Source organism: Nonomuraea sp. NPDC005730 (genome assembly GCF_040630865.1).
Taxonomy (GTDB): domain Bacteria; phylum Actinomycetota; class Actinomycetes; order Streptosporangiales; family Streptosporangiaceae; genus Nonomuraea.
On the sequence record NZ_JBEXYK010000013.1, the window covers coordinates 164643 to 180945 of the forward strand.

Sequence of the window (16303 nt, forward strand, 5' to 3'; positions counted from 1 at the left end):
GGCTTCCACGGCCGGGGGGTGGTGCGTCCTCACGTCAGCCGGGCGACGGCCTCCTGCGGAGTCAGGGCGGCGCCCTGCCGGTAGGCGGTGTCGTAGCCGGTGGGGCCGAGACGTTCGGTGAGCGTGTCCGCCAGGGAGCGCAGTTCGACGTCGCCGTGGTCGAAGGCGCCGCGGATGGCCCGGCTCAGCCCGAGCGCGGTGGCCGCGCCGGCCGCATCGCCCTCCAGGAACAGCAGCCGGGCCAGGAGATGAGCGGCCGAGGGGGCGTCCATGGTCGCCTGCGCGGCCTGGACGGCCCGGGGCAGCAACGCCCGCGCGGGCGCGGCTTCCCCGGCGGTGAGGAGGTTCGACATCCTGGCGGGCGTCAGCAGGTTCTCGATCGTCTCCGCGGTGAGGCGGGCCTGGCGGGCGAGCGTCTCCATCCGGTCGAGTTCCCGCCCGGCGCGTTCGACGTCGCCGCGGCGACGGCACAGCTCGGCCCGGCTGCCCAGGACGTCGATCTCCAGGACGGGCTGACCCCGCTCCCAGGCCGCTCGTTCGGCGGCTTCGACGTCGTGCCCGGCGCCGGTGAGGTCGCCTGAGCGCATGCGGGCCGCGGCGAGCCCGAGCCGGGCCGAGACCTCGTCCTGCGAGCCGAGCTCGGCGGCGATCGCGATGGCCCGCTCGTGGGCGGCGATCGCCCGGTCGTGCTCGCCGCCGACGGCGTGGATCTGTGCCAGCCCGTACAGCGCCTTGGCCGTCCACCACCGGTCGCCCGTCTCCTCGAACGCGCGCAGCGCCGCCGCGATCGCGGTCGCCGAGCTCTCCCGGTCGCCGCGTTCCCGGTGACGCATGGCTTCGATCATGAGGGTGCAGGCGATCGCCCAGCGGTCCGAGCCGCCGCGCACGAGGCTGATCTCCCGGTCGACCACCTCCTGCGGCCCGATCATCACCGCCACGGGCAGCACGACGGTCAGCAGCGCCGGATGACGCCGCAGCGCGCCCGTACGCGCGCAGTCGTCGATGAGCGCGCGCAGGCGCTCGGGATCCTTGATCGGGCCGCCCTCGCCGGCCACCAGGTGGATCGCGGTGAACGCGGCCCGGGCGTCGGCGGGCAGCGCGTCGCCGAACGCGGCGACCTTGGCGACGTAGGCGTCGGCCCGCGCGTCGTAGCGGAGCACCACCCAGTACCAGTACAGCGGGCCGAGGAGCCGGGCGGCCGCGTGGGCGTCGCCGGTCTCGATCGCCGTGTGCAGGGCGAACATCAGGTTGTCGTACTCGGCCTGGAACAGCGGCAGCGCCCGCGCCTGTCCGGCCGAGCGCAGCAGCCGCTCGTGCTCCTCGGCCAGATCGGCGAAGTGCCGCACGAGCCCGCGCAGGACGGCCCCGGCCTCCCCGGCGCGGCGGAGCTTGCCGGCCGAATGGGCGCGGATGGTCTCCAGCATCCGGTAGGCGTCCCCGGCCCGCTCCACGATGGACTTGCCGACCAGCGAGTCCAGCAGGTAGGCGATCTCGCTCGCGGGGAGCGTCCCGTCGGAGCAGACCGCCTCGATCGCCGCGACGCCGGTCCGGCCGGGGAAGATCGAGATCCGGCGGGCGAGCGCGCGTTCCTGGTCGGTGAGCAGGTCCCAGCTCCATTCGATGACCGCGTGGAGGGTCTGCTGGCGGGGCTGGGCGGCCCGGTTACCGGTGCTGAGCAGCCGGAAGCGGTCGTCCAGCCGCCGGGCTACCTGCTCGGCGCTCATGGTCCGCAACCGCGCGGCGGCCAGTTCGAGGGCCAGGGGCAGCCCGTCCAGCCGGCGCACGATGTCGACGACCGCGGCCGTGGTCGGCGGGTCCATGGCGAAGCCCGGCTGGACGGCCGTCGCGCGATCGCGGAACAGGCGCACCGCGTCCGACCCGGCGGCCCGGGCGGCGTCGGCGTGTGCCGGCGGCAGGGCGAGCGGGCCCAGCCGGCACAGCGTCTCGCCCATCACCTCCAGCGGCTCCCGGCTGGTGGCCAGGACGGTCAGGTGCGGCAGACGCTCCAGCAGGTGCCCGGCGAACTCCGCGACGAGGCCGGAGACCTGCTCGCAGTTGTCGAGCACCAGCACGCCCTCGCCCCCGGCCAGCAGGTTGACCACCCGCTCCAGCGGCGTGCCGGGAGGCTGGACGTCGGCGAGGCTGAGCGTGCCCAGCACCGCGTCGGCCAGCCCCTCGGCCGTGGTGACCCCGGCCAGGAGCACGAGCCAGACGCGGCCACGCTGATGGGCTCGATGCCGGCCGGCCGCCTCGACGGCCAGCCGGGTCTTCCCGACGCCTCCCGGCCCCACGACCGTGACCAGCCGGGCGGTCTCCAGTGAACCGGCCAGCAGCCTCAGCTCGTCCGCGCGGCCGACGAAGCTGGTCAGCGGGGCAGGCAGCCGTCCCCGCACGGCCTGCGGCCGGGGCCGTTCCGGTTCGGGGCGCTCCGGCTCGCCGCGCAGCACCGCCAGGTGCGTGTCGCGCAGCCTCCCGGACGGGTCGATCCCCAGTTCCTCGGCCAGGGTGCCGCGGACCTGCTCGAACACGGCGAGCGCGTCGGACCGGCGGCCCGCCGCGTGCAAGGCGCGCATCCGCAGCCCGGCCAGCCGTTCACGCAACGGGTGGGCGGCGGCCATCGCCGCCATGTCGGCCAGGATCCCGTCGTGGCGTCCCAGGCGCAGCTCCGCCTCGAACCGGTCCTCGGCGGCGGCCAGGCGCAACTCTTCCAGACGCGGCGCCGCCGTGCCGGCGAAGGGGGCGTCGCGCACGTCGGCCAGCGCGTCTCCGCGCCACAGCGACAGCGCCTCGGCCAGCAGTGAGCCGGCTCGCCGCGCGGCGCCCGAGGCCAGTTCGTGGCTGCCGAGCTTCGCCTTCTCCTCGAAACGGCAGGCGTCGACGTCCTCGGCGCGCACGTGCAGGCGGTATCCACCGGCCGTCCGCTCCAGGACCCCGGCCTCGCCCAGCGCCCTGCGCAGCCGGTGGACCAGCCCGTGCAGCGCGTTGACGGTGCCGCCGCGCGCGTGCTCCCCCCACAGGTCGTCGACGAGGGTGCCGACCGGCACGGTCCCGCCCTCGGCCAGCGCCAGCCGGGCCAGCAGCGCGCGCACCAGCACGCCGCCGACGTCGATGGGCACGCCGTCGCCGGTGAAGGCCCGGACCGGTCCCAGCACCTCGATACGCACAACGGCCAAGGGTACGACGCCCTCGAAAGCGGTGCACATCAGCTGAAAGAGCGTTCTAAGCGGCATCTAAGCGCTGGTCGCCACTGTGGAGGACGTACGGAAGAGACCACAGAGAGGCATTGCGATGGCAACGCGCGAAGGTGTTCAGCAGGTGCTCGACCGGGCCGTGGCCGAGGCCGGCATCCCCGGCGTCGTCGCCGAGGTCAAGGACGGCGACCGCACCTGGTTCGCCACCGCCGGCGTGGCCGACCTCGGGACCGGCGCCCCCCGCCGGCCCGGCGAACACGTGCACACGGGCAGCAGCGGCAAGGCGTTCACCGCGGCCGTGCTGCTGAGCCTGGAGGCCGAGGGCAGGCTGAGTCTCGACGACACGGTCGACACGTGGCTGCCCGGCGTGCTGGACGCCAACGGCTACGACGGCGACAAGATCACCATCAGGCACCTGCTGAGCAACACCAGCGGCCTGTTCGCCACCGGCCTGGCGCCCGAGGTCAGCCACCGCTACGCCACCCGCTCCGGGATGCTCCGGCACCGCTTCGACGCGTTCACCACCGACGACCTGCTGAGGCTGGCGATCTCCCAGCCCCCGGTCGGCGCGCCCGGCGAACGTTTCGAGTACTCCAACGGTGGCTTCCACGTCGCGGGGGCGATCATCGAGAAGGTCACCGGCAGCACCTACGAGAAGGAGGTCGACCGCCGGGTCGTCCAGCCGCTCGGCCTGGCCCACACCCGCGTGCGCCCGCCCGGCGACACCGGGTACCCCGATCCGCACCCGCGCGCCTACTCCACCATGTTCTTCAAGGACGGCGTCGACCCCTCGACGATCACCCCGGAGAACTGGGAGTCGCTGATGGAGGAGCCCGGCCTGCCGCCCCTGGACGTCACCGAGTTCAACACCTCACTCGGCTGGTCGGCCGGGAACGTCGTCTCCACGACCGGCGACATGATCCGCTTCCTCGGCGCGATGTCCACCGGCAGCCTGCTGCCGCCGGCCCAGCATCGGCAGATGTGGACCACCGTCTCGACCGAGGGCAGCCACTGGATGCCGTACACGCGTTACGGCCTCGGCCTGTTCGAGCTCGACCCGCGGGCGACCGGCGGCGTGACCCTGCGCGGCGTCGGCGGCAGCCTCTGGGGATCGTGGCTGCTCGTGGTCGGCACCTCCGACGGCCGGCACACCGTCGCCGTCCACACCAACACCGAGTGGAAGACGTGGGACATCATGTTCCAGCTCGTCGAGGCGGAGCTCGGCGTCTCCGTCGGCGGGTGAGCCGGAACTGACGGAAGGGGGCGTCCGCGAACGGGCGCCCCCTTCGTCGCCCACCGAGCGCTTCGCGGGGGCGCGTACGGTGGGCGAGCGTTCCTGCTCGGTGCGTGCTCGTACGCCGCGTAGCGCCATGTCAGGCCCGGCGCCGTGGCTCCACGTAGTTTTTGCGTGACCGAAATCCCGAAAAATACGGGCTTGTGGTGGATTACGGCGCTCGGGAAGGATGCTGGGAGGTGGACGGTGATCCCGTCCGATCGCAGGCGAGACGAAGGACGCCGGATGACCCAGGCCGACGCGGTTGCATCACTCGTGGAGCGCAGGTTAGGCCGCGCCCTCGATCCCGATCTCAACTTCTTCGAAGCCGGTTTCGACTCGCTCGCCCTGGTCGAGCTGCACGAGGAGATCACCGGTGCGCTGGGCCTGAAGCTGCCGGTCACCGCGATGTTCACGCACCCGAACCTGCGCGCGCTCTCGCACCTGATCGCGAAGGGCCAGACGCCCGCCCCGGCGGCCAGGCAGGACGGCGCCCGCCGCCGTCCGCTGGGCGGCAGCCGCCGCGACGTGCGCGCCAGGATCCGCGAGGAAGGTCGGTGACCTCGCACGAACAGCCCGTCGCGGTGATCGCGATGGGGCGTCTCCCGCTGGAGCCCGGGGCGGCCGAGGAGGCCGGACACGATCCGGGAGCGCAGGTCGTCCGGCTGTACGGCGGGGTGGGCAAGGCCTGCGCGGCGCTGCTGGCCGGGGAGTGCGAGCTCGCCGTGACCGACGCCGGCGAGCTGCCGCCCGGAACGCTGCGCGGCACCCTGGTCCTGCGGCTGCTCGACCGGGCGTTGCTCGACGGCGACCTGGTGCACCGGGTGATCTGGCCCGACGACCTGGCGGTCGAGGAAGGCTGTCCGCCGGTGCACGCGCCGGGCGACGGCCGCCCGCGGGTCGTGGTGTGGTCCGGCCGCACCCGGGAGGAGGCGGAGTCGGTACGGCGAAGCCTGGCCGGCTTCCTCGCCGGGCTGCCGGAGGACCGCTACGCCGACGTGGCGGGCACCCTGCAGCAGGGACGCGTCCACCACCCCGTGCGCGGCGCGGTGGTCTGCCGGAGCGCCGCGGAGGCCGCTCTCGCGCTGGGCCGGGAGCACACCTACGAGCAGGAGCCGGTGCGCCTGACACTCTCCGCCGGGACCGCCGGTCTGTACGGCGTCGAGCGGGTGTTCACCGAGGCCGTGGACGTGTGCGAGGAGGTCTTCGAAGCCCGCGGCGTCGCGGCGCCACCCGCCCTCACCACCGCCTACGGGCTGGCCGCCACCCTCGCCGCCTGGGGCGTCCTGCCGGACGTCCCGGACCCGGCGGCCCTCGCGGACGACCCTTCGCCGCACGAGACGCTCGCCGCCCTCACGCGGGCGAACGCCGGGGCCGAGATCGAGGCAGGTCACGACCGGGCGGGGTTGCTGGCCGCCGTGGCCAGGTTCTGGACGGGCGGCGGCCGGGTGGACTGGGCCGCGCTCGACCCCGACCATCCGCTGCAACGCGTCCCCATCCCGCGGCCGCAGCCGGAGCTGCCCGCCTCCGTGGAGGAGCCGCGCCCGCTGTCGGCGGTGCCGTACTCCTTCTGGGTGCTGGAGCAGCTCGCGCCGGACAGCGGCGTGTCGAACCTGGCGGTGGCGCTCAGGTTCGGGACGCCGCTGCGCAGGCTGCCGCTGCAGATCGCGGTGAACCGGCTGGTCAAGCGGCATCCGGCGCTGCGCCTGCGGTTCCCCGTGGTGGACGGGACGCCCGTCCGGCACCTGGTGGCGCCCCAGGACGCCCAGCTGAAGGTCGAGACCCGGGCCACGACGGAGGAGACGCTGGTCGCGGACCTGCGGGCCTTCCTGGACGAGCCCTTCGACCTGGGCCGCGACCTGCTCATCAGGGTGGGACACTTCACCCTGCCCGACGGCGCGGGAACCGTGGTGTGCCTGGCCGGCCACCACATCATCATCGACGGCACCTCCATGCAGCTCCTGGTGGAGGAGCTGGGCCGCTTCTACGACAGCCAGACCGGGCACGGCTCGCTGCCCCCCGAGCTGGCCGGGCCCGCGCCGATGCTGGAGCCGGGGGAGCCGTCGGAGGAGTCGATCGGCTACTGGCTCGACAGGCTCGACGGCGTCGACCCCAACGCCATGGTGCTGCCGGGGAGCCGGCATTCGCCGGGCCGTCCGACGTTCGCCGGGCACACCTGCTCCTGGCAGGTGGACGCCGAGACGGTGGCGGCCCTGGACGAGCTGCGCGCCAGGCTGCGCACCACCGGCAACATCGTGCTGGCCACCGCCTTCCTGCTGACGCTGCGCGGGCACGGTGCCGGCCCGGACCTGGTGATCGGCATGCCGGTCAGCACCAAGACGGGCGAGGAGCACCGGCGCGTCGGCTATGCCGTGAGCACCCTGCCGCTGCGCGTCCACGTCGAGCTGGACGACGACTTCGAGCAGGTCGCCAGGCGCGTGGAGGAGGCGTTCGCGGAGGGCGTCGAGCACGCCGGGGCCTCGGTGGAGGCGGTGCTGACCCGTCGTGGCCACGGCACGGACGACTGGCGGGTCCCGCTGTTCCGGCACATGTTCAACTACCGGCCCTGGAGCGACGAGAAGGTGCACATCCAGGGCGAGGTGCCCGGATACGTCGACGACCTGATCGACCGCAGCCGCCTGGACATGCAGTGCAACGTCATCCAGGAGCCGGACCGGCTCACCGTCCGGATGGTGCACAGCACCGAGGTGCACGACGAGGACGAGATCGCGGCGTTCACGGCCAGGCTGTGCGCGGTGGTGCGGCAGGCGGCCCGCGGCGGCGTGCCGGACGTGTTCTCCCCGGCCGACCGGGCGCTGCTCGACCGGGTCAACGACACGGGCCGCGCCTGGCCCGGCACGCTGGTCGGGCGCATCGTGCCGGGCCCGGCCGTGGCGGTGCGCGAGGGCGGCCACGAGGTCACCTACGACGAGCTGCTGGGGCGCGCGGCCGCGGTCCGCGACCTGCTGCGCGAGCGAGAAGTGGGCCACGGCGACGTCGTCGCCCTGGCCCTGGGGCGCTCGGCGGACCTGGTGGCGGCGGTCCTCGGCGTGTGGCAGGCCGGAGCGGCGTTCCTGCCGCTGGACGTGCGGCAGCCGGAGTCGCGCCTGGCCTTCCAGGTGGCCGACTCGGGGGCGCGGCTGGTCGTCGCGGCGGGCACTCCGCAGTGGGCGGGCGGGACGCCGGTCGTGCCGATGCCCGGCACGGCGGGGGACCACGAACCCGCCGAGACGGGGAACATCGCTTATGTCATCTACACCTCCGGCTCCACCGGGCAGCCCAAGGGCGTGCAGGTCACGCACGGGAACCTGACGAACCTCGTGCTCGACTTCGCCGACCGGCTGGGCGCGCCCACCAGCGTCCTGTGGTCCACCACCACCTCCTTCGACATCTCCTGGCTGGAACTGCTGTTGCCGCTGGCCTGCGGCGGCACCGTGGTCGTGGCCTCCGACGACGACCAGCTGCAGCCGGGCAGGTTCCTGGAGCTGATCGCCGCGAGCGACGTCCAGGTCGTGCAGGCCACGCCCACCGCGTGGCGGCTGATCGCGCCGGAGGCCGGGCGGGAGCTGGCCGGACGCACGGTGTTGTGCGGCGGCGAGCCGATGCCCGCCGCCCTGGCCAGGGACCTGCTGGAGCTGGGGTGCCGGGTGTTCAACGTCTACGGGCCGACCGAGACGACCATCTGGTCCACCGCCGCCGAGCTGCGCGAGCCGCCGCTCGACCCGGTCCCCGCCGGGGAGCCGCTGGCCAACACCCAGATCTTCGTCACCGACGCCGCGGGCCGCGAGCTGCCGCCGGGCGTGCCGGGCGAGCTGTGCGTCGCCGGCGCGGGGGTGAGCGCGGGCTACCTCGACCGTCCCGAGCTGACGGCGCAGCGCTTCGGGCACCACGACCGGTACGGCCGGTTCTACCGGACCGGCGACCGCGCGCGCGTCCGCCACGACGGCGGGCTGGAGCTGCTCGGCCGCGACGACCGGCAGATCAAGCTGCGCGGCCACCGCATCGAGCTCGGCGAGGTCGAGGCCGCGCTGCACGAGCACGAGGCGGTGCGCACGGCCGCGGTGATCCTCGACGGCGACCCGCAGACCGACGGACGGCTCGCCGCCTTCCTGGAGGTCACCGGCGAGACCACTGAGGAACAGCTGTGGCGCTTCGCCAGGACGCGGCTGCCCGACTACGCCGTCCCCACCCGGTACGTCGTCACCGACAGGCTGCCCACCACGGCCAACGGCAAGATCGCCTACCGCGAGCTCAAGGTGCCCGACGAGGGCCGCGCCCCGGCCCGCGAGGCGGGTGACGGGCTGGTCCGGCGGGTGGTGGCGCTGTGGAGCGAGGCGCTGAAACGACCCGGGCTCGGGCCGCACGACAACTTCTTCCTCAACGGCGGCCACTCCGTGCTGGCCGTCCGGCTGATCGGCCCGCTGGGGGAGCTGGCGGGCCGCGCCGTCTCGGTACGGGCCGTGTTCGACCATCCGACGCCGGCCGAACTGGCCCTGCACCTGGGGGAAGCCCGATGACGCCGTGGTACGTCCAGGTCAAGGAGGGGGAGCGGGCGCTGGTCGCCTTCCCGCACGCGGGCGGCGGTCCGGCCTCGCTCGGCGAGCTCGCCGGGCACTTCCCGCCCGAGGTGGGCCTGTGGTCGGTCAACCTGCCGGGACGTCAGGCCAGGCTCGCCGAAGAGCCGCGGACCGACCTCGACGGGCTGGTCGACGACCTGGCGCGCGACCTGGCCGGGTGGCGGGAGCCGTACACGCTGTTCGGCTACTGCAGCGGGGCGTTGCTGGCCTTCCTCGTCTGCCGGCGCGTGGTCGAGCTGGGCGGGCGGCCGGAACGGCTGGTCGTGGGCTCGTTCGCCGCGCCGGACGTGACCCTGCTGATGCGCCGCCTGCCGTCGTTGCCGTCGTGGCTGTTCTGGGAGCAGCTGATCGAGCTCGGCGGCGTCCCGCCGGAGCTGGCCGACCGGGAGGCGCTCTGGCCGGTGCTGGAGCCGGCGCTGCGCGCCGACTTCGGGTTGCTGGCCGGCTATCACCACCGGCCGGGACCACCGCTGCCGGTGCCGCTCTCCGTCCTGTACGGAGCCAGGGACGCCTCGCTGACCAGGGGCGGCCTCCTGGGCTGGCGGCGGCAGAGCGTGCACAGGCCCACGTTGAAGGAGCTCGACTCCACCCACTGGCTGGCCGAGGAGACCCCGGACGCCCTGGCAGCCGCGATCGTTGAGGAGATGGGATGCGCCTCGGTTACAGCATGAGCTACTGGGGCGGCGCGGGCCTCGGCCCGGCCGACCACCTGGCGCTGGTCCGCGAGGCGGAGGCCCTCGGCTATTCCTCCGTGTGGGCGGCCGAGACCTACGGGACCGACCCGGCGAGCCTGCTGGCCTGGATCGCCGGCCAGACCGAACGCATCGCGCTCGGCACCGGCGTGCTGCAGATGTCGGGACGCAAACCCGTGGTCGCCGCGATGACGGCGGCCACCCTCGACCAGCTCTCCGGCGGCCGCGCCCGGCTGGGCGTGGGCCTGTCCGGCCCGCAGGTGGTCGAGGGCTGGCACGGCGAGCGCTTCGAGCGGCCGGTGGCCCGCGCCCGTGACTACCTCCAGGTGGTGCGCAAGGCGCTGGGCGGCGAGCCGGTGCGGCACGAGGGACCCACGATGTCGCTGCCCCTGCCCGGCAGCGAGGGCAAGGAGCTGACGCTGGCCGTCGCGCCGGTGCAGGAGCGGCTGCCGGTCTACCTGGCCGCGATGGGCCCGAAGACCGTCGCGCTGGCCGGCGAGCTCGCCGACGGCTGGCTGGCCATCCACTTCCCGCCCGACCACCTGGCCCGGATGGCCAAGCACCTGAACGGCGCCGGCCTGGACGTCGCACCCATGGTGCTCACGCTCGTCGAGGAGGACCAGGAGCTGGCCTACGACATGATGCGGCCCATGCTCGCCCTCTACCTCGGCGGCATGGGCTCACGCCGGACCAACTTCTACAACCGTCTGGCCGCCACGCTCGGCTTCGAGCAGGAGGCCGCCCGCATGCAGGAGGCCTTCCTGGACGGGCGGCAGGGCGAGGCCATGGCGATGCTGCCCGACGCGCTCGTCGACGCGATGACCATGTGCGGCCCCGCGGGCAAGGTGCGCGAGCGGATGGCGGCCTACCAGGAGGCGGGCGCGACCACGCTGATCGTCGGCCTGGTCACGCCCACCCGGCGGCTGCGCAGCCGTCAGCTGCGGCTCATTGCGAGTCTGGCGCCGGCATCCCGATGAGCTTGGCCAGCGGCGACCAGGCCATCGCCGCGATCGGCACCAGCGCGCCGATGGCGATGACCACCCACAGCGTCGTACGCGTGCCCACGGCGCCGGCCAGCAGGCCGGCGCCGAGCGCGCCCAGCGGGGCGGGGATCAGGCCCAGCGAGTAGATCGACGCCACCACCCGGCCCTGGAGGTGCGGCGGGGTGACCGTCTGCACCAGGCTGGTGTTGGTGACGAAGAAGATCTGCGAGCTGACGCCGCTGACCAGCTGCGCGACGACGAGCATCGCCACCGACACCCAGACCGGTCCGACGGCCAGCGGGATGAGGAAGAGCGCGAGGTTGCCGTACACCATCGACCACACCAGCACCTTGCCGATCGCGTAGCGCCGCATCACCTTGACGGCGACCAGCGCCCCGATGATCGCGCCCACGCCGCCGCCGGCCAGGATGCTGCCGAACCAGCCCGCGGGCACGCCCAGGTCGCGGATCACGTACAGGGCGTAGATCGAGTTCATCGAGCCCAGGATGAACAGCGAGTACACGGCCGAGGAGACGGCCAGCGGCCGGATCAGCTCGTGCCGCATCACCCAGCCCATGCCCTGCCAGATCGCCTTGTGCACCTGCCCGGGGGTGGTATCGTCCGGCTCCGGCCGGGCCTCCGGCCGCCTGATCAGGGACACCGCGATCGCGGAGGCCAGGTACGACACCGCGTCGATGATCAGCAGCGCGGGCGCGGCGAGCACCTTCAGCAGCGCCGCGGCCAGGCCTGGCCCGAATGTCTGGGCGGCCGACTCGGTCAGCTGCAGCTTGGAGTTGCCCTCCATGAAGTTCTCCCGCGGCACCAGGAACGGGAAGTAACTTCGGTAGGCCGTCTGGAAGAGCGTGCTGAGCAGCCCGAGCGCGAAGATGACGCCGTAGAGCCAGGTCAGCGTGAGCAGGTCGGCGAACCACGCGACGGGGATCAGCATCAGCAGCACGAAACGCGCCACGTCCGTCCAGATCAGGATGGGCCGCTTGCGCACCCGGTCGGCCAGCACGCCGAACAGGAGGAAGAACACCATCGGCAGCCGCAGCAGGAAGCCGACGACGCCCATCTCCGCCTCGGAGGCGTTCAGGACGGTGACCGCTATGACGGGGAACGCGAAGAGACTGATCGCCGAGCCGAACTGCGACAGGCTCTGGCCCGCCCACAGCCGCAGGAAGTCGGGGTGCTTCCAGAGGCTCGTCTGCTCACTGGTCGGGGATGCCATGATCCATCCACCTTCTGATCTCGGTGGCCGCTCCGGCGACCAGGGGTTCGTACAGGATCGGGACGCGTTCCTCGGGGATCGCGAAGTGGGCGAGCCGCCCCTTGGCCACGGAGGGCCAGTTGCCGTCCTCGCGCGTGGGCGCGAAGAGCGCGACGTCGCCGTCGTAGGGCTCGTGCCGGTAGCCGCCGACCGCGTGCGCGTTGGCCCGGAACACGGCCAGGTAGCGGCGCGCCTGCTCGACCTCGGCGGTGTCGGGCGCCAGCCGGTCGGCGGCGGAGGCGGCGCCCATGACCGTGAGGAGTTGCTCCTCCGGCGGCCGGGCGGCGAGTTCGGCCGGGTCCAGCCCGAGTGTCTCCTCGGGGCCGCCGGCCAGCGCGTGGAACAGCAGGACCGTGTCGTCCTCCAGCGACGCCTCGGCCACGGGCTCCTCGGCGTTGGCGTAGAGGAGCACGACGAGCGGCACCTGCTCGCCGCGCTCGCGCAGGCGCCTGGCCACCTCCAGGGCGATGTTCCCGCCGATGCAGAACCCGCCCAGCACGTACGGCCCCGCCGGCCGCACCTCCAGCAGGTCGGCCACGTAGGCGTCGGCCATCTCGGCGAGCGTGGCGTGCGGCTCCTCGCCGGGCACGAGCCCGCGCGCGGCGATGGCGTACACCGGCTGGTCGGGGCCGAGGCGGCGGGCCAGCGGGTGGTAGCGGAAGACCTGGCCGCCGAGCGCGTGGATGAAGAAGATCGGCATGCGGTCGCCGTCCGGGTTGAGCGGCACGATGTGGCTCGGCGGCGCCAGGTCCTCCGGCTGGCGGAGCACCCTGGCCAGCTTGCTGATCGTCGGCGCGGTCAGCACGGTGCCCACGGGCAGGCTCCGCCCCAGCTCCTGGCGGATGCGGGCGGCCAGCCGCAGGGCGCTCAGCGAGTGGCCGCCGAGCTCGAAGAAGTCGTCCAGGATCCCGGCCGCGGGCACCTGCAGCACCTCTTCGTAGAGCGTGGCGAGGCGCGCCTCCACCTCGTCGCGAGGCGGCACGTACGGCCGGCCGCCCGCCGTCTCCGGCGGGGGCAGCGCGGCCCGGTCGAGCTTGCCGCTGCGGGTGAGGGGGAGCGCGTCCAGGCGCACCCACCGGCGCGGGATCAGGTGGTCGGGCAGGACGTCCTGAAGGTCGGGCACGTCGCCCACCACGTAGCCGACCAGGCTGTGCCCGTGCGCCGTGACGGCCGCGTCGCGGACCCCCGGCTGGGCGCGCAGCACGGCCTCGATCTCGCCGGGTTCGACGCGCATGCCGCGGATCTTGACCTGGTGGTCGGTGCGGCCGAGGTATTCGAGTTCGCCGGTGGGTAGCCAGCGGGCGAGGTCGCCGGTCTTGTAGAGGCGCCTGCCGCCGGGTGCGGGGAGGAATCGTTCGGCGGTGAGTGCCGGTTTGCCGAGGTAGCCGCGGGCGAGTTGGATGCCGCCGATGTAGAGCTCGCCGGGGGTGCCGATGGGGACTTCGTGCAGGTTCTGGTCGAGAACATGCAGGGTGGTGTTGTCGACGGGTTTGCCGATGGGGACCAGGGGTTCTCCGGGTTGGCAGGGGTGCCAGGAGACGTCGACGGCCGCCTCGGTGGGGCCGTAGAGGTTGTGCAGTCCGGGCAGGTCGTGGCCGGGTGGGAGGGCTTCGCCGGAGCAGATGATCCGGGGCGGAAGTTGAGTCCCTTCCTCTTCCAGGAACGCCTGCAACATCGAGGGGACGAAGTGCGTCGTGGTGATGTTCTCGGTCTTGATGAGGTCGCGCAGGTAGGCGGTGTCGCGGTGGCCGCCGGGCCGGGCGATGACCATGGTGGCGCCGGTGATGAGCGGCCAGAACAGTTCCCAGACCGAGACGTCGAAGGTGGTCGGCGTCTTGTGCAGGACGCGGTCTTGCGGGGTGAGCCGGAAGGTGTCCTGCATCCAGCGCAGCCGGTTGACGATCGCGCGGTGCGAGACGCCCACGCCTTTGGGCCGTCCGGTCGAGCCGGAGGTGAAGATGACGTAGGCCAGGTTGTCCTCGCGGACCGTTGGCGGGGTGAACCGGTCTCCGGAGACCGCGGCGGTGAGCACGGTCTCGGCCCCCGCGTCGGCGAGCATGCCGCGCCGCCGTTCCTCGGGATCGGCCGGGTCGAGGGGCAGGTAGGCGCCGCCGGCGGCCAGCACGCCGAGGAGCACGACGGGCAGGTCGAGGCCGCGTTCCATGGAGACGCCGACCGGCTGGTCCACCCGCACGTCGAGCCCGGCGGCCACCGCGCGGGCCCGGTCGGCCAGCTCGCGGTAGGTCAGCCGGTCGCCCTCGAAGACCAGCGCGGTCGCGTCCGGGGTGCGCTCGGCCTGCTCGAAGACCAGGTCGTGCAGGGTCCCGCCCGGATGCTCCCGGTCGGTGGCGTTCCAGCGCGCGAGCTGAGCCGTGTCCTGCGGCGAGATGCCGACATCTCCGGACAGGGCGCGGAGGTAGTGGTCCCGGATCGCCGCGATCTGGTCGGCGGGGAACTGCGTGGTGTCGTAGGAGATGGTCAGCGTCAGCCCCTGGCCCGGCATCCGGACGAAGGCCGTGCTGAAGGCGAAGTCGGTCTGCTCGAAGAAGTCCTGGCCCTCGATGGGCGTGGCGGCGGCGCCGTTCACGTGGAAGTCGCGGAAGTCCACGTGCGTGTCCAGCAGGCGCGCGCGACCGCTGGCCCGCTGGATCTCGAAGAGCGGGAAGTGCCGGTACGGCAGCGCCGCCACCTCCGCCTGGAAGACCCGCTGGACCAGGTCGGGCGCGTCGGCCCGCACCCGCAGCGGGACGGTGTTGAGGAACAGGCCGAGCACCTCGTCGCCGGCCTCGCTTTCCGGACGGCTGTGCGTGAGCATCCCCGTCAGGACGTCGGCGTCGCCGGTGAGCAGGGCCATGACGCGCACGTGCGCCGCGAGCACCACCGACCGCAGCGGCACCCGGGCGGCGGCCGCCTCCTCGGCCAGCGCCTTGGCCAGCTCGCCGGGCAGCGCCGTGGCGAGCACCGCGACCTCGCGCGGCCCGCCGGTGGGGTAGCCGGGCATCCGGGGCAACCGGCCCTCCGGCGCCTCGGCGATCGCCTCCCGCCAGAACTCCGCCGCCTCCGGCCGGGCGAGCATGGCCTTCTCGGCCGCCACCAGGTCACGGAAGCGCGCCGCCGGCGGCTCCACCGGCAGCCCGGGGGTCGCATAGCGTTCCAGCAGCTCGCTGACCAGCCTCGCGACGCTCCACCCGTCGAGGATCGCGTGGTGGAAGTAGACGGTCAGCGCGAACCGGTCGGCTTCGGGCCGCACATGGACGCGGAGCAGGGGGGCCCGCGTCCAGTCGAACGGCCCGTACTCCGGCTCGCCGCCGGAGACGGTCAGCGGGATCTCCGCGCGGTCGTGCACGAGCTGGACGGGCTCGCTGAACCCGGTCAGGTCGAAGGACGTCCGCAGCACCTCGTGCCGGGCCGACAGCTCGTCCAGCGCCCTGACCAGGGCCGCCTCGTCGAACGTGCCGCGCAGCGTGAGCGTGGTGTGGTCATGGAAGGTCACGCCGTCCAGCTCGCTGTGGTACAGCATCCCCGCCTGGAGGGCGCTGAGCGGGTAGGCGTCGATGATCATCGCGTGAGCCTCTCTCTGTCCGCCACGCTGAGCAGGTCGAAGGCTCCCGCCGTGGTCTCCGGTACGGCCTGCCGCGGCCGCAGCACGGCGGCCAGTTCGGCGACCGCCTGATGGGTGAACAGCTGCTGCAGTTCCACGTCGTAGCCGGTGGCGCGCAGCCGGGCCACGACCTTGAGACTGCTGATCGAGTCGCCGCCCACGGCGAAGAAGGTGTCGTGCCGTCCGGCCCGGTCGAGGCCGAGAACCTCCTGCCAGACCTGCGCGACGGCGATTTCCGCCGCGCCGCGCGGCGGCTCCCACGGCAGGTCGGCCGGGCGGTCGGGCGCGGGGAGGGCGGCGCGGTCGAGCTTGCCGTTGGGGGTGACGGGCAGGCGGTCCAGCCGCACCCACGCCGTCGGGATCATGAAATCCGGCAGTGCGTCGGACAGGTCGGGGACGTCGCCGACGACGTAGCCGACCAGGCGGCCGTTCACCAGCTTGGCCGCCGCCGCCGTGACGCCGGGTCGCTCGCGCAGCACGGCCTCGATCTCGCCCAGCTCCACGCGCATGCCGCGGATCTTGACCTGGTGGTCGGTGCGGCCGAGGTATTCGAGTTCGCCGGTGGGGAGCCAGCGGGCGAGGTCGCCGGTCTTGTAGAGGCGCCTGCCGCCGGGTGCGGGGAGGAATCGTTCGGCGGTGAGTGCCGGTTTGCCGAGGTAGCCGCGGGCGAGTTGGATGCCGCCGATGTAGAGCTCGCCGGGGGTGCCGATGGGGAC

At 73.5% G+C, this 16303-nt stretch carries 9 protein-coding genes; 5 read left to right on the top strand and 4 right to left on the bottom strand.

From position 1 onward, the window contains the following. Positions 1-29: 29 nt before the first annotated feature. Positions 30-3164: a BTAD domain-containing putative transcriptional regulator gene (locus tag ABZ444_RS18870; protein ID WP_357998085.1), complete on the bottom strand. Its 3135-nt coding sequence runs from the start codon at positions 3162-3164 to the stop codon at positions 30-32. 124 nt (positions 3165-3288) lie between these two features. On the opposite strand from ABZ444_RS18870, the gene ABZ444_RS18875 reads away from it, so the two are divergent. The 5 genes from ABZ444_RS18875 to ABZ444_RS18895 all read left to right on the top strand — a co-directional run bounded on the left by ABZ444_RS18875 (position 3289) and on the right by ABZ444_RS18895 (position 10710). After that, complete coding sequence (locus ABZ444_RS18875; protein WP_357998088.1) at positions 3289-4434, top strand: serine hydrolase domain-containing protein; 1146 nt, start codon at positions 3289-3291, stop codon at positions 4432-4434. A 276-nt stretch (positions 4435-4710) separates the two neighbouring features. After that, entirely contained in the window at positions 4711-5025 is a 315-nt protein-coding gene (locus ABZ444_RS18880) for an acyl carrier protein (protein ID WP_357998091.1), read from the top strand. Beyond that, positions 5022-8981, top strand: coding sequence for an amino acid adenylation domain-containing protein (locus ABZ444_RS18885; RefSeq protein ID WP_357998094.1), 3960 nt, complete (start codon positions 5022-5024; stop codon positions 8979-8981). Before ABZ444_RS18880 ends, ABZ444_RS18885 begins: the two co-directional genes overlap by 4 nt. Beyond that, entirely contained in the window at positions 8978-9712 is a 735-nt protein-coding gene (locus tag ABZ444_RS18890; protein ID WP_357998097.1) for an alpha/beta fold hydrolase, read from the top strand. Before ABZ444_RS18885 ends, ABZ444_RS18890 begins: the two co-directional genes overlap by 4 nt. Next, entirely contained in the window at positions 9691-10710 is a 1020-nt protein-coding gene (locus ABZ444_RS18895; RefSeq protein WP_357998100.1) for an LLM class F420-dependent oxidoreductase, read from the top strand. Before ABZ444_RS18890 ends, ABZ444_RS18895 begins: the two co-directional genes overlap by 22 nt. Here the strand turns inward: ABZ444_RS18895 and ABZ444_RS18900 are convergent. The 3 genes from ABZ444_RS18900 to ABZ444_RS18910 form a co-directional block, all read right to left on the bottom strand. Then, positions 10679-11947 carry an MFS transporter gene (locus ABZ444_RS18900; RefSeq protein ID WP_357998103.1) on the bottom strand — a complete coding sequence of 423 codons (1269 nt, stop codon included), beginning with the start codon at positions 11945-11947 and terminating at the stop codon, positions 10679-10681. The two genes, ABZ444_RS18895 and ABZ444_RS18900, sit on opposite strands and share 32 nt — an antisense overlap. Further along, entirely contained in the window at positions 11928-15548 is a 3621-nt protein-coding gene (locus tag ABZ444_RS18905; RefSeq protein WP_357998106.1) for an amino acid adenylation domain-containing protein, read from the bottom strand. The genes ABZ444_RS18900 and ABZ444_RS18905 overlap by 20 nt, the downstream gene beginning before the upstream one ends. Further along, positions 15545-16303 (bottom strand): phosphopantetheine-binding protein (locus ABZ444_RS18910; RefSeq protein WP_357998109.1); only part of this gene is annotated, 759 nt, incomplete at its 5' end. The genes ABZ444_RS18905 and ABZ444_RS18910, both read right to left, overlap by 4 nt.